The 18,044-nt window shown below is 72.9% G+C and carries 17 protein-coding genes; 4 read left to right on the top strand and 13 right to left on the bottom strand.

Features of this window, described 5'->3' with window-relative positions; genetic code table 11:
• The first annotated feature begins 137 nt into the window (after positions 1-137).
• A complete protein-coding gene (locus tag ACF1A5_RS04845) occupies positions 138-1,049 on the top strand; it encodes a DUF6424 family protein (protein ID WP_392191390.1) in 912 nt (303 codons plus the stop codon).
• A gap of 10 nt (positions 1,050-1,059) precedes the next feature.
• Complete coding sequence (locus ACF1A5_RS04850) at positions 1,060-2,169, top strand: DUF2235 domain-containing protein (RefSeq protein WP_392191391.1); 1,110 nt, start codon at positions 1,060-1,062, stop codon at positions 2,167-2,169.
• 68 nt (positions 2,170-2,237) lie between these two features.
• On the opposite strand, the gene ACF1A5_RS04855 is transcribed toward ACF1A5_RS04850, so the two are convergent.
• The 6 genes from ACF1A5_RS04855 to ACF1A5_RS04880 all read right to left on the bottom strand — a co-directional run bounded on the left by ACF1A5_RS04855 (position 2,238) and on the right by ACF1A5_RS04880 (position 7,958).
• Complete coding sequence (locus ACF1A5_RS04855; protein ID WP_392191392.1) at positions 2,238-2,702, bottom strand: hypothetical protein; 465 nt, start codon at positions 2,700-2,702, stop codon at positions 2,238-2,240.
• A 39-nt stretch (positions 2,703-2,741) separates the two neighbouring features.
• Entirely contained in the window at positions 2,742-3,032 is a 291-nt protein-coding gene (locus tag ACF1A5_RS04860; protein WP_392191393.1) for a hypothetical protein, read from the bottom strand.
• A 121-nt stretch (positions 3,033-3,153) separates the two neighbouring features.
• Complete coding sequence (locus ACF1A5_RS04865; RefSeq protein WP_392191394.1) at positions 3,154-4,392, bottom strand: cytochrome P450; 1,239 nt, start codon at positions 4,390-4,392, stop codon at positions 3,154-3,156.
• 68 nt (positions 4,393-4,460) lie between these two features.
• Positions 4,461-5,855 (bottom strand): NAD(P)/FAD-dependent oxidoreductase, encoded by a 1,395-nt coding sequence (locus ACF1A5_RS04870; RefSeq protein ID WP_392191395.1) that lies wholly within the window; start codon positions 5,853-5,855, stop codon positions 4,461-4,463.
• The gene (locus tag ACF1A5_RS04875) at positions 5,845-6,090 is read right to left on the bottom strand and encodes a ferredoxin (protein ID WP_392191396.1); all 246 of its coding nucleotides are present in this window, start codon (positions 6,088-6,090) and stop codon (positions 5,845-5,847) included. The genes ACF1A5_RS04870 and ACF1A5_RS04875 overlap by 11 nt, the downstream gene beginning before the upstream one ends.
• A gap of 155 nt (positions 6,091-6,245) precedes the next feature.
• Entirely contained in the window at positions 6,246-7,958 is a 1,713-nt protein-coding gene (locus ACF1A5_RS04880) for a multicopper oxidase family protein (protein WP_392191397.1), read from the bottom strand.
• Positions 7,959-8,362: 404 nt separating this feature from the next.
• Between ACF1A5_RS04880 and ACF1A5_RS04885 the strand changes: the two genes are divergently transcribed.
• Positions 8,363-10,444 carry a DUF1996 domain-containing protein gene (locus ACF1A5_RS04885; RefSeq protein WP_392191682.1) on the top strand — a complete coding sequence of 694 codons (2,082 nt, stop codon included), beginning with the start codon at positions 8,363-8,365 and terminating at the stop codon, positions 10,442-10,444.
• 357 nt (positions 10,445-10,801) lie between these two features.
• On the opposite strand, the gene ACF1A5_RS04890 is transcribed toward ACF1A5_RS04885, so the two are convergent.
• From ACF1A5_RS04890 to ACF1A5_RS04915, 6 genes are all read right to left on the bottom strand, one after another.
• Positions 10,802-11,539, bottom strand: a complete 738-nt coding sequence (locus tag ACF1A5_RS04890) for an NAD-dependent deacetylase (RefSeq protein WP_392191398.1) — start codon at positions 11,537-11,539, stop codon at positions 10,802-10,804.
• A 102-nt stretch (positions 11,540-11,641) separates the two neighbouring features.
• On the bottom strand, positions 11,642-12,118 hold the full coding sequence (locus ACF1A5_RS04895; protein WP_392191399.1) for a GNAT family N-acetyltransferase: 477 nt from the start codon (positions 12,116-12,118) through the stop codon (positions 11,642-11,644).
• Between the two features lie 80 nt (positions 12,119-12,198).
• Positions 12,199-13,560, bottom strand: a complete 1,362-nt coding sequence (locus tag ACF1A5_RS04900) for an NAD(P)/FAD-dependent oxidoreductase (protein WP_392191683.1) — start codon at positions 13,558-13,560, stop codon at positions 12,199-12,201.
• 146 nt (positions 13,561-13,706) lie between these two features.
• Positions 13,707-14,891: an MAB_1171c family putative transporter gene (locus tag ACF1A5_RS04905; protein ID WP_392191400.1), complete on the bottom strand. Its 1,185-nt coding sequence runs from the start codon at positions 14,889-14,891 to the stop codon at positions 13,707-13,709.
• Positions 14,892-14,946: 55 nt separating this feature from the next.
• The gene (locus tag ACF1A5_RS04910; protein ID WP_392191401.1) at positions 14,947-15,552 is read right to left on the bottom strand and encodes a hypothetical protein; all 606 of its coding nucleotides are present in this window, start codon (positions 15,550-15,552) and stop codon (positions 14,947-14,949) included.
• Complete coding sequence (locus tag ACF1A5_RS04915) at positions 15,549-16,160, bottom strand: XRE family transcriptional regulator (protein ID WP_392191402.1); 612 nt, start codon at positions 16,158-16,160, stop codon at positions 15,549-15,551. Before ACF1A5_RS04915 ends, ACF1A5_RS04910 begins: the two co-directional genes overlap by 4 nt.
• Before the next feature lie 216 nt (positions 16,161-16,376).
• Here ACF1A5_RS04915 and ACF1A5_RS04920 point away from each other — a divergent pair, with 216 nt between their 5' ends.
• Positions 16,377-16,832 carry a hypothetical protein gene (locus tag ACF1A5_RS04920; protein ID WP_392191403.1) on the top strand — a complete coding sequence of 152 codons (456 nt, stop codon included), beginning with the start codon at positions 16,377-16,379 and terminating at the stop codon, positions 16,830-16,832.
• A gap of 196 nt (positions 16,833-17,028) precedes the next feature.
• On the opposite strand, the gene ACF1A5_RS04925 is transcribed toward ACF1A5_RS04920, so the two are convergent.
• Positions 17,029-17,901: a trypsin-like serine protease gene (locus tag ACF1A5_RS04925; protein ID WP_392191404.1), complete on the bottom strand. Its 873-nt coding sequence runs from the start codon at positions 17,899-17,901 to the stop codon at positions 17,029-17,031.
• Positions 17,902-18,044 lie beyond the last annotated feature (143 nt).

Consider the following 18,044-nt stretch of genomic DNA (forward strand, 5'->3'; position numbering starts at 1 on the left):
GCCCGTCACCGCCGCGAGAGCTGGCGCCGCCGGCCGCCGCCGATTCGCCACGGCCCGTTCCGGGGCGCACGATGGAGACAGGGGGCTCGGCACTGCGGGCCGGGAACCGGCCCGCACGGTCGGCGAGGAGGCCAGCCATGACCGTTGCCGGTTCCACAAAAGCGTCCCGGACGGCGACCGCGCCCCAGCCCGGCGGGACGGAATCCGAGAGCCATCCCTGGCGGATCCGTCTCGTCGACCATCCCAAACGCTACGAGTCGTCGTACTTCCGGGCAGCCAAGGCCACGGCGAAGAAGATCCTCGCCGAGGCGGACGACGCCGACCTGCCCTACGGGCCCCGCCCCGTCGGCGCCGAACGGTGGGAGATGCACCACGGCGGAAGTCTGTGGGTCAAGGGGCGTGGTGGCTGGCGGATGTTCCGGGCCCGGGTCGGCATCGAGTGGAGCATGCAGTTCTGCGCCGAGCCCGGGAAGGTGGACCGCCTGCGCCGGGACGCGGCCGAACTCGTCGAGGCCTTCCCGCTCACCCTGCCCGCCCTGACGGCGCTGGGCTACGAGGAGGCGGAGGAGTTGCTGCGCACCCCGGTCACGGACGCCGACGGCGTGGAGCGGTGGACCGATTCGCTCTTCAACGCCTGCGTCCCCATGAGCCACGGCAACCACCAGGGAATCCTGCCGAAGGTGCCCGGTGAGCACCACTACCCGTGGCCCATCAAGGGCGCGGACTTCTTCCGGTACGAGGACTTCCACCTGTGGGTGGACCTGCCGGACGGAACCCACGGCGCCGTCGCCCCCGTGGACCGGCGGGGCTCCGGCGACGGACACGTACGTCTGCTGCACGTCGCGGAGGGCAGTACGGCCGCGGACACGCTGGCCGAGGCGCAGGAGGCCGGGAAGATGGCGGTCCTGCCGCCCAACAGCCCCGTGGCGCTCCAGGCGTTCAGCCTGCAGATAGAATCCGGCCGGCGCACCGCCTCCGGCCCGCTCGCCGGTCGCGCCGCGCGACCGGACGGCGCGAGGGGGAACGGCCGCCGGAACCCCGCTCGGTGAGGGGGCGACCATGTCACGCAGGATCGTCATGTGCCTGGACGGAACAGGCAACCAGGTGGGCGCCGACCACCCCACCAACGTGGTGAGGCTGTTGGAGATGCTGGAGGCGGACGATCCCGCACGGCAGCTCGTCTACTACGACCCCGGGGTCGGGACCATGTCGTCGGCCACCGCCCGCGGACCCCTCGGACGCCGGCTCTCCCGGCTGTCAGGTCTCGCCCTCGGCACCGGCCTGAAGACCAACCTCGCCGAGGCGTACACCTATCTGATGCGGAACTGGCAGCCGGGGGACGCGGTCCACGTCTTCGGATTCAGCCGCGGCGCCTACACCGCGCGCGCCCTCGTGGGCATGCTGAACAAGCCCGGGCTCATGCGGCCGGGCTCGGAGAACCTCGTGCCGTACGCCGTGGCCAAGTACGCCTTCAACCACGACATCGACACGAGCGAGCGGGAAGTCGCCCGGTTCTCCCACGCCTTCTGCCGGCGCACCGAGAACGAGCCGCTGTGGGCCGTGGTGAAGCAGAACAACCCCCGCCAGGTCTCGCATCACGCCGTGCCGGTCGCCTACCTCGGCATCTGGGACACCGTCAAGGCGGCGGGCATCCTGCGGCTGGGAAATCTGCGCTGGCCCTACACCCACCAACTGCCCAACGCCGCCCGCATCCGGCACGCCGTCTCCCTCGACGAGACCCGCCGTCCCTACCGCGAGTTCCTGGTGACGCCCCGGCCCGGCCACCTGAAGGAGACGGCGCAGGAGGTCTGGTTCTGCGGCGTGCACTCCGATGTCGGCGGCACCTTCGCGCACGCCGAGAACGCGCCGCTGCTCTCGACGATCCCCCTGAAGTGGATCGTCGACGGTGTGCTGCGGGAGCTGGACTTCCGCCCGGACGCCTACGCCGAGACCTGCGCGGTGACCGAGGAGTTCGCCGACGCCCCCGTCCACGCCAACGGCCGGCTGTGGATGCTGGCGGGCCGCCGCTCCCGGCCCGTCCCCGAGGACGCGACGCTGCACGCGAGCGTGCGGCTGAGGCGGGAGCGCGATCCCGGATACCGTCCGGACCTGCCGGAGCCCGGGGAGCCCGGCCGCTGGACCGATCCCGACTGGACGAAACCGGGTTAGTAGGGAACCGGGCCCCGGCGGGCACGGGACGCGATCCGCCCGGCTGCTGCGTCAGTTGCACAGCCGCGTCAGTTCCACAGGGGGTAGCTCACCACCCGGTCGTACCCGTCCGGGCGGCCGGCCGGGAAGACGAGGGTCATCAGGGTGTAGTGCTGCCGCTGCGGATGCTTCTTCCACGGCTGCGGGTGGTCGAGGCGCACGAGCACGCGGTACGAGTGGAACCGGCCGGCCGCACAGTACGGCTTGCAGTCGTTGACGGCGTTGAGGCCCCGGGCCGTCGCGGCCCTGGACCCCCACTGCGACCAGCGCAGCGAGTACAGACGGCTGTTGCCGTCGCCGCAGGCGAGGACGAACGCGTTCGGACGCGTCTTCGGATGCCAGAGACAGTCGACGAGCACGGGCCGCTCGGGCCGGCGCACTTCCTGTGCGCCGCCGGGCGGAGCCTTCGGGGCGGCCGAGGCCGTTCCCAGGCCGGCCGCGAGAGCGGTGGCGGCACAGAGGGTGATCGCCGTCCTGACTGTGTGTCTGCGCATGGAAGCTCCCGGTCGCCGACGGCTCGCTCAGTAACGACGCTACGGCCGTTGCGGCCGACCTTCCACTCGTACGGAGCCTTCCACTCGTACGGGGCGGGCCGTGTCGTCTGAGCCGGGGCGGCGCTCGGAGAGGGCGTCCCGCTCGGGCAGTGGCGCGTGCGGATCGAGCGGGGGGTCCTCCTCGTCGGTGGCCGGCTGGCAGGTGCAGCACAGTTCGTGGTGACCGTCGCGGGTGATGACGGTTCCCCAGCCCAGGCAGCGCTGGCAGTCGCGGGCCAGGCTCAGGTCGGGGTGAGGCGGGGTGGGGCTGTGGTGGGCTCCGTACGCCATGCGGGAGCGGCTCCTCGAAGTCGCGGTGGGGATACACACTATTTTGTCGGATTTTTCGCAGATGTCTAGAGGGTTGTCCTTCTTTGTGAAGGCGGACTCTCCGCAGCGCTTCCGAAATGGGCTAGGAACGCACTCCGTCGACGGCGATCTGCAGGTGGCGCGGGCCCCGTAGCACCGCGTTCCGGCGGTAGGGCGGGGGGTCCTCCACCAGGCGGGCACCGTCCAGTCGGCGGGCCAGCTCGGCCAGGGCGATCTGCGTCTCCAGACGGGCCAGGGGAGCGCCGAAGCAGCTGTGGATGCCGCTGCCGAAGCCGAGGTGCTGGATGTCCGGGCGGTCGGGGTCGAACCGGTCCGGGTCCTGGAAGCGCTCGGGGTCCCGGTTGCCCGCGCCGAGGACGAGCCAGATCCGCGAGCCCTTGGGGATGGTGACCCCGCGCAGTTCGACGTCCGCGACGCAGGTGCGCTGCGGTACGAGCTGCACGGGCGGCTCGTACCGCAGCAGCTCCTCGACGATCCGGACGGACAGCCCGGGGTCCTTGCGCAGCCGTCCCAGGACCTCCGGGTGGCGCAGCAGGGTGAGCATCCCGTTGGTGATGAGGTTGACGGTGGTCTCGTGGCCGGCGATCAGCAGCAGCACGGCGGTGCTGAGCACCTCCATCATCGACAGCGTGCCGTCCGAGCCGTGACCGGTCGCGAGGTCGGACAGCATGTCGTCCCGCGGCTCCTTGGTGCGCTGCTCCACCAGCCCCGTCAGGTACATGCCCAGCTGCATCCGTGCCTCCTGCGCGGTGCGCCGGAAATCGGCGTCGGCGTTCCTGCGGGTGTCCGGGTCGAGGCTCGCCACCATCGGGTCGACCCAGGCCCGGAAGCGCGGCTCGTCCTCGCGCGGCACCCCGAGCAGCCTGCAGATCACGGTCACCGGGAACGGGTAGGCGAACCGGTCGACGAGGTCGATCCGCCGGTCCTCGCCGAAGCCGTCGATCAACTCCGTGACGATCCGGGTGAGTTCCCCGCGCATGGCGTCGATCCGTCGCGGGCAGTGCGGCGGCCCGAAGGAGCTGTTGGCGATCCGCCGCAGCCGGTCGTGCTCGGGCGGGTCGAGCCGGATGAAGCTCGGCGGCAGTCCCGTCGCCTCCGGCCCCGACAGCTCGTCGTCCCCGGCGGCGATCAGATTGGCCGCGTCGGAGCTGATCCGCGGATCGTGGAGCAGGCCCAGGATGTCGTAGTACGAGCTGACGACGTACGGGCCGCCCTCCTCCTCGTGCAACACCGGCGTCCTGCGGAGCTCCGCGTACAGCGGGTAGGGGTCGGCGCGGTTCGCGAAGTCGGTGATCCGGCCCAGAAGCGAGGCTTGCGTCATCGGGAGTCCTTGGGGCGTGAAGGCCCGTGGCGGTGGGCGGGCGGAGGCGGGGGCGCGGTCGGCGCCGGTCAGTGGCGGCCCGGGGTGAACACCAGGTGGCGGTCGGCCGGCGAGTAACCGCTGAGGGTGACGGTCGGGCCGTGGGTCGGCAGCGACGGATCGGGGAAGTCGGCCGGGACCGGCTGCCGGCCCTCCGGCCGTCGGTCCACGGTCGGGAACTCCAGCGGGAACGGCGCACCCGTCTCGATCAGCCGCTGGTAGAAGTGCAGCCACCGTGTGTTGTCGAAGCTCACCGCGGCGATGACGCGGCCCTGGTAGCCGTACACCCCGATGAACCGGCGCTCGGCGAGCGACCCCTGCGTGATCATGACCTGGTCGCCCATGGAGGGTACGCCCACGGACTTGATGTTCACCCCGAACTGCGAGGACCAGAATGCGGGCACCCACATGTGCGGGCGCCGCTCCGCGCTGGTGCTGATCATGTTGTGGGCGGCGACCTCGGCCTGTGCCACGGCGTTGCCCCAGTGCTCCAGGGACAGGAACTGGTAGCCGAACAGCGGATTCGGGGAGCGGGCGACGTCACCGGCGGCGTAGACGTCGTCGGTGACGATGCCCCGGATGTCGAAGGCCCGGCAGCCGGCGTCGCAGGCGATGCCGCGCGGACCGGCCCCGAGCCCGGAGCCCGCCAGCCAGTCGGTATTGCGGGTCGCGCCGAGCGAGACCACCACGACATCCGTCTCGACGACACTGCCGTCGGAGAGGTGGGCGGCCCGCACCCGGCCCGCCGAGTCGCCCTCCAGACCGGTCACCATCACCCCCGTGCGCAGGTCCACCCCGTTGTCCCGGTGCAGGTCCGCGGCCACCGCCCCGATCACCCCGCCCAGGGCGCCCACCAGCGGCGCGCCCGCCCGCTCCGCCACCGTGACCGCGATGCCCCGGTCCCGGCAGGCCGAGGCGATCTCCGAGCCGGTGAACCCCGCGCCGATGACGAACACCCGGCGCGGGCCGGCCCCCATCCGCCGGTGCAGCCGGACCGCGTCGTCGCGGGTGCGCAGCACGAGGACCCCGTCCAGCCGGCCCTCCGACTCCTTCGGCCAGGGACGGGCACGGACCCCGGTCGCGATCAGCAGCCGGTCGTAGGGCACCTCGTCCCCGTCGGCCAGCCGCACCCGCTTGGCCGCCATGTCCAGCCCGGTCGCCGCCACCCCCAGACGCCAGGCCGCCCCCACGTCGCGGCGCCGCGGCAGCTCGGTGCGGTCCGGGGACGCCCTGCCCAGCAGCACCGCCTTGGACAGCGGCGGCCGGTCGTACGGCTCGTACGGCTCGTCGCCGATCATGGTGAGCGAGCCGGTGAACCCCTCGGCGCGCAGCGTCTCCGCGGCCCGCAGACCCGCCAGCGAGGCGCCCACGATCACGATCCGGCCCTCCCGCCGGAGCCACTCGTGGAACTCCTCAGCGGCCATCGGACACGCCCCGGGCGGACTCGGCGGGCGAGCCGCCCGCGCCGTCCAGCCCCTCGACGGTGATCGCCTGGACCGGGCAGGCCGCGACGGCACGCGCCACGCCCTCCCGCTGTGCCGCCTCGGCCCGCGGGCTGTAGACCAGCGCCTCCTCGCCGTGCAGGGTGAAGACGTCCGGCGCGAGGAACGCGCACTGCGCGTACCCCTGGCACTTGTTGAGATCGACGACAAGCCTCATCAACACTCCGCCCTTCCGGCGGCCAGGCCCGTGGGCCCCCACCCGCTCGCGCACCCTCGGGACGGCGGTCACCTCCCCCACGCCAGCATCGGAGCCCCCGCCGCCCTCCCGCGCGCCGGGGCACGCCGAAGGAGTGACGGGACGGGACCGAACCGTCACTTCCGGTAGCCGAGGATGGTCATCATCCCGGACTCGGAGTGGTACTGGTTGTGGCAGTGGAGCATCCACAGGCCGGGGTTGTCGGCGTAGAAGTCGACCACCAGCTTGCGGTGCGGCAGCACCGCGGCCGTGTCCTTGCGGGCGCCGGCGGCGTCGATGCCGGTCATCGCGAAGGTGTGGCCGTGCAGATGCAGGGGGTGCCACATGTTCGTGGCGTTGATCAGGGTGAGCCGCACCCGTTCGTTCTCCCGGATGGGATGGCGCTGCTCCAGGGAGTAGGGCCGGTGGTCGAAGTTCCAGTCGAACCTCTTCATGCTCCCGTGCAGCCTGATCCGGATCTCGCGGTCGGGCTTCCGGTCGCTGAAGGCCACGGACTCGTGCGGGACGAGACGCCGGGCGGCCACCAGGCGCCCGTCCAGCTCCCCGGGATACACGGACGCCGAGGGGACATCGCCCCCCTTGCCGGTGCGCAGCAGGGCCAGTGCCCTGGCCTCCTTGCCCTCGGCGAGCGCGACGAGGGGGAAGACCCCGTCCCCGGCGGTGACCAGCACGTCGTAGCGCTCGGCCATGCCGATCAGCAGCGCGTCCGTCCGCTGGTGCTCGACGGGGTAGCCGTCGGTGTGTGTCACCGTCATCGGGTGACCGCCCAGCGCCACCCGGAACGCGGTCTCGGCGCCGGCGTTGATGATCCGCAGCCGGATGCGGTCGCCGGGGCGGGCCCGGAACACCGACGGAGCGTGCGGCAGCCGGCCGTTGATCAGGTAGTAGGGAAAGTTCACATGGCCCCCCGGTCCGCCCAGCAGGCGGCTGTGGGAGTACCGCAGGATGCGCGAGGGCCCGTCGGCGCCGTCGAACGACGCGTGCCCGTGCCGACCGGCCCCGCCGTCCTCGCCCGAGCCATCGGCCTCGCCCATGTCCATCCCCGGCATGCCGCCGCCCAGCGACCTGAGCACGGCGTCCGGGGTGGAGCCGTCCACACCGTCCACCCAGTCGTCGAGGATGACGACCCACTCCTTGTCGTAGGACAGGCGCTCCCTCGGATCGTCCACGATCAGCGGGGCGTACAGTCCGCGGTCGAGCTGCATCCCTTGGTGCGAGTGCAGCCAGTACGTGCCCGGGTGGGAGACGGTGAAGCGGTAGCGGAAGTCCTCACCGGGCCGGACGGCCGCCTGGGTGAGGCCCGGCACGCCGTCCATGTCGCAGCGCAGGCGCACCCCGTGCGAGTGCAGGGTCGTCCCCACGGGCAGGTGGTTGGCGAGCGTGAGGTCGAGGATGTCGCCCGCGGTGACGCGGACCTCCGGGCCGGGCACCGAGTCGCCGTACGCCCATGACCTGACGGTCCGTCCGCCCAGGTCGAGCAGCGTCTGGGTGGCGGTGAGCCGGAACCGGCGCACCGCGCCGCCCCCGCGCTCCCTCTCCACGGCCAGCACCTCGGGATCCGACGGGTTCACGTAGCCCCTCGGCCCGTCGGGCACGAAGCGGCGGTTGCTGTCGCCCGTGGACCCGGGCGCCGGGGCGGCTGTCGGCCGCGCGGAGGAGCCCGGGCGCGCGGAGGTGCTGGCGCGCGCGGAGGTGCTCGGACGCGCGGGGGGGCCCGGGCGCGGAGCGGAGTCCGCGTCGGGCTCGGCACCGGTGCAGGCGGCCAGGGCCCCCGAGCCGGCGGCCATGAGCGAGGCACTGAGCAAGGTACGCCGCGAATACTTGTGCATGACCGAATAACACACGTTTTAGGGCGCAATGTCCGAGATCTGATGCGGCGCGTCCGATGATGCGGGTCCGCAATTTTGCGTGTTCCTGAAGCTGGACGGGCGCACGACTTCCGGGAGCCGGACCGCGCCCCCTCGCCAGCGACGGACGCCCGGCTCCGGCGGCTCCGGTCGCCCCGGCGGTGACATGCGCGAGGCAAGAGGCACCCGCCCTGCCGGGGCGTCAGCACCCATGAGATTGCCATGAATTCGTGAGGCGCTTGAACACGGCGGGGCCCCGCTCCGTATGGGACCGAGGGGAACCCATGCCCGGCCGGCCCTGACCGCGTAGGAGTAGTGCCTTGAGACGCAACACGCGCAGACGACCCACAGGCCCAAGACGTGCCACCTTCGCGGCGGTCGCGCTCATGCTGGGCGGAGGCGGGCTCGTCGCGGCCAACGTCTACGCCTCGGCCACCGAGGGCGCCTGGCCGGGACAGTCCACGGTCCGGACCGACCAATCCGGGCAGGGCTGGGCCTCGGGGGGCGCCACGATCGACTGCCCCGACGTCGGCACCCGCCTCACCGACGTGCCCGAGGGCGCGCGGGAGGCGGTCGACGAGCAACTCGCCGCTCTCGACGGGCAGATCGCCAAGGCGTACCAGCAGGTGCAGGCCTCCGCCCAGGCCGGGCAGCAGGACGAGAGCGCCGTGCAGAGCGCGATCATGGACCCGCTGAAGGAGGAGCGCGCGGCGACCATCGCGCGCATCGTGGACGCCATCGCCGGATCCGGGGACCGGCCCGAGGGGCTGGAGGACCTCGCGGCCTGCACCCTGCGCACGTCCTCCGGCCAGGGCGACGGCGCGACGCCCGGCCAGGACCAGAGCGGCGACGGCCAGAACCAGAGCGGCGACGGCCAGAACCAGAGCGGCGACGGCCAGAACCAGAGCGGCGACGGCCAGAACCAGGGACAGGACCCGAACCAGGGGCAGAGCCAGGATCCCAGCCCGGGCCAGGGGCAGAACCAGGGAGGCGGGCAGCAGCAGGGAGGGAACGGCGGACAGGCCGGCAACGGCCCCGTCGCCGCGGACTACGCGGACATCACCACCGTGCAGCCCAACGTGCCCAGCCCCCGCGACCAAGCGGACGCCTCCACCGGCACCTTCTCCTCCGCCTGCGGGGTGAACGCGAACGGCCTGTTCAACTCGGACAACGTCATCGTCGCGCCCGGTGTCACCAACGGCGCCCACCACTTCCACGACTACGTCGGCAACCAGGCCAACAACGCCTTCGCGAGCGACGACGACCTCGCCAAGGGCGACACGACCTGCGAGGACAAGGGCGACCGGTCCACCTACTACTGGCCCGTACTGCGGCTGCAGAACGGAACGCGGGAGCGGGACGCCGACGCGCCGGGCGGCGGCACCGAGGGCAACGCGGGGCGGATCGTCACGCCCAAGCAGGTGACGCTCACCTTCGTGGGCAGCCCGCGCGGCAAGGTGACGGCCATGCCGCGGCTGCTGCGCATCATCACCGGCGACGCCAAGGCCTTCGTCAACGGGCCCGCCAACGCCAACGCGTCCTGGAGCTGCACCGGCTTCGAGGACCGGCAGTTGAAGGACAAGTACCCGCTCTGCCCCCAGGGCAGCGACGTCGTGCGCACCTTCAGGTTCCAGAGCTGCTGGGACGGCCGGAACATCGACAGCGCCAACCACCGTACCCACGTGGCGTTCGCCGACGCCGACGGCAACTGCCCGGCCGGATTCCAGGCGATCCCGCAGCTGGTGCAGCGCATCGTCTACGACGTCGACGCCCCGAGCCTCCAGGACGGCGGCCGGACTACCCCGTTGTTCGCCGTGGACTCCTTCCCCGAGCAGCTGCACAAGCCGGTCACGGACCACGGCGACTTCATCAACGTCTTCGACGAGAGCCTCATGCGGGAGATGGTCGACTGCATCAACGGCGGCCGGAAGTGCGGCGCCGGGGCCGGCCAGGACTCGCCGCCGCCCAGCGAGGACCCGCAGCAGTCGCAGCAGCCCCAGGACCCCCAGCAGTCGCAGAACCCGCCGGACCAGCCCACGTCGACTCCGGGCGCAACGGCCGGTGAGGGCAACGGAGATACGGCCGGCGGCGGTGACGACGGCGGCAAGGGCGACACCGGGGACAAGGGCGGCAACGGCGGCGGCACCGGGGACGAGCAGACCACGCAGCCGTCGGCCGCGGAGACCGCGGGCGGCGACGCGTCCTCCCCGCCCGCCACGGTCCGGCCCAAGGCCTACACGACACCCTCGGCGTCACGGACGGCCGAGGGGGCCGGCGCGCAGGGCGGCTCGGGCGGCGACGTCGGCGGCGCCACGCAGGCGCCGCCCCCCGGAGCGCAGGCCGCGCCGCAGACGGTCGGCGGAAGCCTCGCCGAGACCGGCGCCCAGCTGTGGCCGGCCGCGGCCGGAGCGCTGCTCGTGATCGCGGGCTTCGTGCTGCTGCGCCGGATCAGACGCACCGGCAGGTGACCTCGCGACGGCGGCGGGACCCGGGGGACGGGTTCCGCCGCCGTCGCGTGTCTCAACGCATCGCCGATCTCCGGGCATTGTTGTAGAGGCGGAGCAAGTGCTTGGCCACTGCGCACGGAACGGTGTCCGCGTTGCACTGACGGCACGTGCGCAGGTGCTCCTCGTAGTCGGCACGCGCTTGCGGCAGGGCGTTGTCTTGAGGCGGCATCGGAAACCTCGCACTGGGAGTGTTGGAAGGCACACGGAGCGCTCAACTCGGCTGTAGGGAGCACCCAGTCACGAGAGTTGATCATGTTACTCGCGGTACAGGGAAGCGGGCGGACGACAGCATTCCGCCCTGGTCGTGAGACCGCCCGATCAGGCGGCCGCGCCGTCCGCCAGACGGTGCAGCAGCAGCGGCAGAGCGGTGCCGATCGGCTCCCGCACGACCTCGTCGGCCCGTTCGTCGTACGGCGTCGGCTCGGCGTTGACGATGACGAGGCGGGCGCCGTGGTCGGCGGCGAGGCCCGCGAGCCCGGCGGCGGGCTGCACCTGGAGGCTGGTGCCCACGGCGATGAACACCTCGCACGCCTTGGTGATGGCCACGGCCTCGCCCAGCACCACCGGGTCGAGCCGCTCGCCGAACATGACCGTCGCGGACTTCAGGATCCCGCCGCACGCGCGGCACGGCGGGTCCCCCTCGCCCGCCTCCACCCGCGCCAGGGCGTCCTCCATCGGCCCGCGGGCCTGGCACCGGGTGCACACCACGCTCCGCGCGGTGCCGTGCAGTTCGAGCACCTTGCGCGCGGGCAGCCCGGCGAGCTGGTGCAACCCGTCCACGTTCTGTGTGATGACCCGGACCGGTACCCCGGACCGCTCCAGATCGGCCACCGCGTGGTGCGCGGCGTTCGGCTCGGCCCGCAGGGTGCGGTTCCGGCGCCGCATCTGCCAGGAGCGGCGCCGGATCTCGGGATCGCCCATGTAGTACTCGTACGTCACGAGCTTCTCGGCCCCCGGCTCCCGCCGCCACAGCCCGTTGGGGCCGCGGTAGTCGGGAATCCCGGAGTCCGTGCTGATGCCGGCTCCGCTGAGGATCGCGACGAGAGGCTTGGCCATGGCACCGAGGGTAGCTCCGGGCCCGAGGCCGTCGCACCCGCGTTTCCCCGCTCCCGTCCGCCCCCGTCCGTTGTGGGAGAGGCCGGCGCCGGCGTCGCGCGGTTACGCCCGCCCGCCCAGGTCCTTCAGCGCCCCGTCCGTCAGCCGGTACACCGTCCACTCGTCCTGCGGGCGGGCGCCCATGGCCTGGTAGAAGTCGATCGCCGGGCTGTTCCAGTTCAGGACCGACCACTCCAGGCGCTCGTAGCCGCGCTCCACGCAGATGCGGGCCAGCTCCGTGAGCAGGGCCTTGCCGTGACCGCCGCCGCGGGACTGCGGGCGGACGTACAGGTCCTCCAGGTAGATGCCGTGCACGCCCCGCCAGGTGGAGAAGTTGAGGAACCACAGCGCGAAGCCCACGACCTCGCCGTCGGCCTCCTGCGCCACGTGCGCGAACGCGGCCGGGCGCTCGCCGAACAGCGCCTCCATGAGCTGTTCCGGCGTCGCCCGTGCCTCGTCGAGCGCCTTCTCGTACTCGGCGAGCTCACGGACCAGGGCGTGGATGACGGGGACGTCTGCTGGAGTCGCGGTGCGGATCATGCCCGCAGTGTCACACAGGCGGGGGAGGCCGCGGCCCCCGGCCCCGGCCGGAGGACGGCCGGGCACGGCGGACCTGCCGCCTACCGGCGCAGGCAGGACAGCGTGATCCCCGCCTCGCGCAGCAGGCTGCGTTCCGCCGGGGTGAACTGCGGGTGGGCGAGCGGCGGGCGCAGGGGGCCGGCCGCGGTGGACAGCAGCACTCCGGGCCGCAGGAGGGAGGCGGGGGAGGCCTGGAGGGTGAGGACGTCGGTCAGGGCCGTGGCGGCACGGTAGGAGCCGGTCGCCGTGCGGGAGAGACGGCTCACATAGCGGTCGAGGAGCCGGTCCGCCGGGTTCGGGGCGCGGCCCACGGTGGCCGGGTAGTGGATGTCCTGCCCGGTGGCGAGGGCCCACGCCACCTCGACGGGGCGGGCGACGGCGCGCTGGGCCCTGCGGGCCAGTCCGGCGCGCGGACCGGAGGCCAGCGAGGCGCGCAACGCCAGGGCGCCCCGCGCGGCCACCGACATGCCGTGGCCGTAGACGGGGTTGAAGGCGGCGACCGAGTCGCCCAGCGCGACCAGTCCCTCCGGCCAGCCGGGCAGGCGCTCGTAGTAGCGGCGCCTGTTGGCCGTGCTTCGGGTGACCGTCACGCCGGTCAGCGGTTCGGCGTGGGCCAGCAGCTCGGCCACCACGGGGTGGCGCAGCGTGCGGGCGTACGCCTCGAAGGCGTCCGGGTCGCGGGTGGGGTGCGCGCCCGGCGGGCCCCACAGGCTGACGTGCCACCGGTCGCCCTCGATCGGCAGGATGCCGCCCGCCGTGGCCGGCCCGGGCCGGCGGGGGTCGGCCGACACGTTGATCACCGGCCAGTCGCGTGTGGGCACGGGGGCGCGGTAGACGCGGCTGGCGTAGGCCAGGCGGGAGTCGACGCGGTCCTCGGCGAGGCCGGTGATGCCCAGTTCGGCCAGCCACTGCGGTGTGCGGGAGGACCGGCCGGAGGCGTCCACGACGAGGTCGGCGGCCAGGTCCGTCCCGGTGCCGTCCGCGGCGCGCAGGCGCACGCCGGTGACCGCGCGATGGTCCCCGAGGAGCGCGGTGACCCGGGTGCGCGGGCGCACGCTCACCCGGGGGTCCTTCAGGACCTGCCGGCGGACGGCGGAGTCGGTCAGGTCCCGGCCGGCGGAGACGAGGAAGTGGGTGTCGCGCCGCCAGCGGCGGTACCAGCCCTCGGGGGAGCAGTAGACCATGTTCGTCGTCATCGGCACCCGGTGGGCGCCGCACGCCAGGAGCTGGTCGATCGTGCCGGGCAGCAGGTCGTCGATCGCGTCCGCCCCGCCGGAGACGAGGGTGTGGAAGTGCGCGGCCTGCGGCACGCCCGGACGGGGCTCGGGACCGAGGGGCAGGTCGTGGGCCTCGACGATCTCCACGGTGTCGAACCGGTCGCGGACGGCGGCCGCGGCGAGCATCCCGGCGATGCTGCCCCCGACGACGACGGCCCGCGTGTGCGCGCGACGAGGTGCCGCTTGCCGCACGGCGGCCCTGGTGACGGCCGTGGGTGCGACCTCCGTGAGGGCTTGGGCGACGGCTCGTGTGACGGCTCTCGTGACGTCGTTCATGACGGGCTGCTTTCTGCGGTGGCACGGTGGTGCGCGCGGAGGTCCGACAGTACGGGCGAGGCGAGCGCCCGGGACAGGAGGACCAGATCGCGTGGGCGCCACGGGGGCACCTGGGCGTCCGGTGACGGCCCGGCGCCGGTGCGCCGCCGGCGGGCGCCGGCGAGGACGATCATCACGGCGTCGGCCGTGGCGGCGGCGGACCGCGCGTCCTCGCCCCGGTCCAGGGCGGCGGCGTGGGCCCGCTCGCGCCCGCCGAGGTCGCAGTACGGGGCGAGGGCGAGCAGCGCGTCGTGGATCGCGGTCCGCCGGCCGGTCAGGCGCACCGCGGGCGGGGACCACCACGGCAGCGAGGTGCGGACGGCACCCGGAGTGGGCACCTGCCGCAATTCCCGCCACAGTGGGCGCAGTTGGCGCAACTGCCGTATGTCATGGGCGACATGGGCGATGCGCGGCCCCGCCAGGGGGAGCGCGAACCCGGTGCAGGCGAGCAGGGCGGAGGGAGCCGCGGTCTGCGGGGCCACCCGGTCGATGAGGAAGTCCAGGTCGTGCCCGGTCCAACGGGCGCCGATCGCCACCAGTTTGAGGACGTCGTAGCACACGTGCAGCAGATAGGCGGGGGCCAGGATGCGCAGCCCGGCCCGCAGGGAGCCGTGGACCTCTGTCGACCAGCACCAGCACAGCACGCTCGTCGCCATGGTCGCCACGCCGTGGGCCACCAGGTAGGTGAGGATCATCTCCCTGATGAACGGGGTGCCGGCGTAGTAGCCGTCGAAGAGGGTGAGTTGCTCCACCGGGGCGTCGCCCCACCAGAACAGCACGTTGATCGCGACGATCACGAGACCGTAGGCGGTGACGCACATCCGGGACGCCCGCCGGGTCTGCTCCGGTGGCGCCGGGCGCCAGTTGATGATCAGCAGCAGGCTGGCCCCGGAGAACGCGATCAGCGCCGAATACGCCATCGGGGCGGCGAAGTTGGGTATCCCGGTGAGCCGGTTGATCGCGGCGATGGAGTCCGGGGCGGCGAAGAAGAAGACCAGCGCCCCGGCGAACAGCAGCAGGCACACGGCACGCAGCAGCATGTCGTGGGGCCTGCGGAAGAGTGCCGGGAGCTTGAGCAGGCAGACCAGCAGGAGCAGGCTCCCGCAGAGGTAGAAGGCGGTGTTGCCGGGACCGTGGCTCACGGTGCGGTGCGTCTCCTCGGGGCGGCCCTCGCGGGGCGGCGGTTCGTGAACCGGGTCAGGACCGGATGCGGTGCGCGAGGGAGAACCGGATGCGTCCGGCGAGGTTCCTGAGGTCCACGCCGGACCGGGCCTCCGTCCGGGCGGCCCCCACCGCGGTGGCGAACCGCACGCCGAAGAACTCGGCCTCCTCCTCCTGGTGCACGGTGCTGGCGTCGGCCCGCAGGGCGACGTGGAGGCTGACGTCCAGGGGCCGCTCCGGCGGGGCCCCGGTGCCGTCCGCCGCGCAGACCGCCGCCACCACGTCCCGCACCGCGTCCGGCGCGCCACCGTCACCGGCGCGGGAGGCGGCCGGTCCGTGGGCGGTGAGCGAGCGGCAGTGCCCTTCGAACATGTGCCAGACCTCGTGGCCGATGATCACCAACTGGTGCTCCAGGTCCGTGTGCGCCTCGTAGGCGATCACGTCGTGGGAGGGGCGCTGGATCCACAGCCCGCTGGCGATGTCCGGCGGGAACGGCACCGCGTGCAGCCGGACCGGACGCCCGCGCACCTGCTCGACGGCCCTGGCGACGGCCGGTAAGAGGCCCTCGTCGCCGTCGGGCAGTTCGAGGACGGCCAGCAGCCGGGCGGTGAGCCGCCGCATGGCCCGAGCCGGCGAAGTCACCGCGTCCCTTCCTTCACGTCCAGCTCCAGCAGGGCCTTCAGGGTCGCGTTGAGCACGTTCCACCGCTCCTCCGGCAGATCGCGCGCCTGCCGGAGGGCGACGCCGCGGACGTCGTCGTACCGGGACAGCGCCTCGGCCAGGGGGTCCATCTCGTGCTCCAGCCGGCCGAGGACCGGCTGCAGGGCGGCGTTGAGCGCCGGTACCGCCTCCGCCGACAGGAACCCGTTGGCCTGGCCGAAGAAGAACTTCTCGATGCCGGCCTGGGTGGCCGCGAGCGGACCGCACTTGCTCCGGCCGTTGACGATCGCGGAGATCGCCGCGCCGGACGCGCCGAACGACGCGCCGATCTCGCTGTAGGAGTAGCGGGAGCCGTCCGGCCGGCGGCGCGTCTGCCGCAGATGCAGGATGCGGGTCCGGATCCGGTCGCCGAACTCCTCCTCCGGACCGTCCTGGCCGCCGAGCAGCGCGGCGACGACCGGTGCCGGGATCCCCGTCTCCCACGACAGCCGGTCCGCGTCGAGCACGTCCGCCCGCGTCCGGCCGGACTTCACGAGGAGCGCGTCGACCCGGCGCAGGGTCTCGGTGAGGGCTGCGTGCGGGGGTCTCACCCAGGGGTCTCCCTCGTCTCGGACGGGCGCTGCGTTTCAGGACCATAACCGGCCCGGAAGCCTCCGAACCAGAGCACCACAAGACAAGTTGAGCCCGAGGACAAGCCGTTTTGCCGTGCCGTACAACCTCCTGGCCGGTCCGGGAGTCTCATCCGGTGTGCGGGATCAATCGGACGTTCTCGCGTATTACCGCTCCAACCGACGGGGGGATCACCCATGAGCACGACCCGTACCCTGACCCGCCGTGGCACGGCCGCGGCCCTGACGGCGCTGCTGGCGACCGGTCTGACCGCCGCCGGTGCCTCGGCCGCCCAGACCGGTGCCCGGTCCGTCCCGCCGCAGACGCGGCAGATCGCGTCCTCGGTGCTCGGCAGCGACTACAGGATCACCCTGACCGCGATCCGCTCCACCGACGACGAGTACGCCGCCTCCGTGCGGCTGCGGGTGGACACGCTGAGCGGCGGCGCCTGGAAGGAGTCCGACCGGGCGACCGTGGGCGCGGTGGACGGCTGGTTCTGGTATCCGCTCACCGGCAAGGGCGCCGTGTGCCGGTTCTCCACCTCCGGCAGCGAACCGGCGCCCGTCGAGGTGAGCCTGCTGATCACGCCCTCGATCGGCTGCTCCGAGCCGCAGCGCCTCGTCGTCGAGGACGGCCGGATCCACGCCGGCTGATCCGGTCCCTCGGTACGGTACGGCCTCTCGGCGCTACGGCGTGTGTCTGTGCCGCCGCACCCGCAGTGTTCCGCCGTGCCGACGGCCGTCGCCGTCGGCACGGCAGGGCTCGTCCCCGGGCCGGGCCCGGGGGACCGTCGCTCGCCGGCGGGACCCGCTACGGGAATCCGCCACCGCGACCCACTACCGCGATCCGCTAAGGCAGTTTCGCGAACGGCGACAGGAAGGCCCGCGCCCCGGGCGTGTCCAGCCGGTACGAGACGTTGGTGGCGTAGCAGGGGCCGTCGCCGGTGATGGTCGTGGCCGCGAGGATGTTCCTGCCGCCGATGACCGCGAAGTTGGGGCCGCCGGAATCGCCGTAGCAGGCACCGCCGTTGCCCTGGGGCGCGGTCATGGCGAGGCGCACCCAGGCGTCGTTGAGCGCGTCGAAGGTCACGGGCGCCTTCATGCGCACGCCGCCGCCCGGATGGGTCTGGCCGCCCGGCCCGTTCACGGCCTCCTGGGTGCCGTATCCGGCCACGAACCAGTCCGTGGCGTTCAGTTGCCGGGGGCCGAGGGCACCGAACTGGTTCGCGGTCGGCAGGGTGGCCGGGGTGAAGGACCAGCGGGCCTTCATCTTCGCGGCGGGCAGTTCGACGACGGAGATGTCGTGCGGGTCCGAGGCGGGGCCCGGGTAGGCGGGGTGGCTGTGAGCCGTGCCCTGGACGGCGACGGCGTTCGCCTGGGCGGCCGGGTCCCCCGGGAACCGCTTCGCGGCGGCGTCCAGACCGGCCTGCACGTCCTGGTCGAGGGAGACGTAGAACTTGACGTTGTCCGGCCAGTCGGTGGTGCAGTGGGCCGCGGTGAGGAACGTGTCCGCGTCGATCATCGTGCCGGAGCAGACCCAGTCGACGCGGTCCGGGGTCGCCGGGTCGTCGTCGTTGTCCCAGGTGGCCACGAGTGCCCCGACCTCGGTGCGTTCAGGCGCGGGCGTCGCGTTGTAGCTGTTGATCGCGGACGAGGGCAGAGCGGTGGCGAGCACGGTGGCGCAGGCCGCTGCGGTGACGGCGGTGGCGCGTACGGCGGTCAAGAAGAACCCCTTCGACGGGTGTGGGACGGGTGTTCTCCTGTGGGGGTGAGGGGTATTGAAGCGCCTGGGGTGGTCAAGTACAAGAGCGCGATCGGGCTTCTCCTCCGGTTCCGGTCGATCACCGGGTATGCGTCTCTCGCATG

This window comes from Streptomyces sp. NPDC014864, from assembly GCF_043081525.1.
GTDB lineage: Bacteria > Actinomycetota > Actinomycetes > Streptomycetales > Streptomycetaceae > Streptomyces.

Bases quoted from the DNA above. Each gene is read 5' to 3' on its own strand.
- ACF1A5_RS04845 (WP_392191390.1), top strand. From the start codon at position 138: ATGACCGTTGCCGGTTCCACAAAAGCGTCCCGGACGGCGACCGCGCCC.
- ACF1A5_RS04850 (WP_392191391.1), top strand. From the start codon at position 1,060: ATGTCACGCAGGATCGTCATGTGCCTGGACGGAACAGGCAACCAGGTG.
- ACF1A5_RS04855 (WP_392191392.1), bottom strand. From the start codon at position 2,702: ATGCGCAGACACACAGTCAGGACGGCGATCACCCTCTGTGCCGCCACC.
- ACF1A5_RS04860 (WP_392191393.1), bottom strand. From the start codon at position 3,032: ATGGCGTACGGAGCCCACCACAGCCCCACCCCGCCTCACCCCGACCTG.
- ACF1A5_RS04865 (WP_392191394.1), bottom strand. From the start codon at position 4,392: ATGACGCAAGCCTCGCTTCTGGGCCGGATCACCGACTTCGCGAACCGC.
- ACF1A5_RS04870 (WP_392191395.1), bottom strand. From the start codon at position 5,855: ATGGCCGCTGAGGAGTTCCACGAGTGGCTCCGGCGGGAGGGCCGGATC.
- ACF1A5_RS04875 (WP_392191396.1), bottom strand. From the start codon at position 6,090: ATGAGGCTTGTCGTCGATCTCAACAAGTGCCAGGGGTACGCGCAGTGC.
- ACF1A5_RS04880 (WP_392191397.1), bottom strand. From the start codon at position 7,958: ATGCACAAGTATTCGCGGCGTACCTTGCTCAGTGCCTCGCTCATGGCC.
- ACF1A5_RS04885 (WP_392191682.1), top strand. From the start codon at position 8,363: ATGCTGGGCGGAGGCGGGCTCGTCGCGGCCAACGTCTACGCCTCGGCC.
- ACF1A5_RS04890 (WP_392191398.1), bottom strand. From the start codon at position 11,539: ATGGCCAAGCCTCTCGTCGCGATCCTCAGCGGAGCCGGCATCAGCACG.
- ACF1A5_RS04895 (WP_392191399.1), bottom strand. From the start codon at position 12,118: ATGATCCGCACCGCGACTCCAGCAGACGTCCCCGTCATCCACGCCCTG.
- ACF1A5_RS04900 (WP_392191683.1), bottom strand. From the start codon at position 13,560: ATGCTCGCCGCGGCCGCCGTCCGCGACCGGTTCGACACCGTGGAGATC.
- ACF1A5_RS04920 (WP_392191403.1), top strand. From the start codon at position 16,377: ATGAGCACGACCCGTACCCTGACCCGCCGTGGCACGGCCGCGGCCCTG.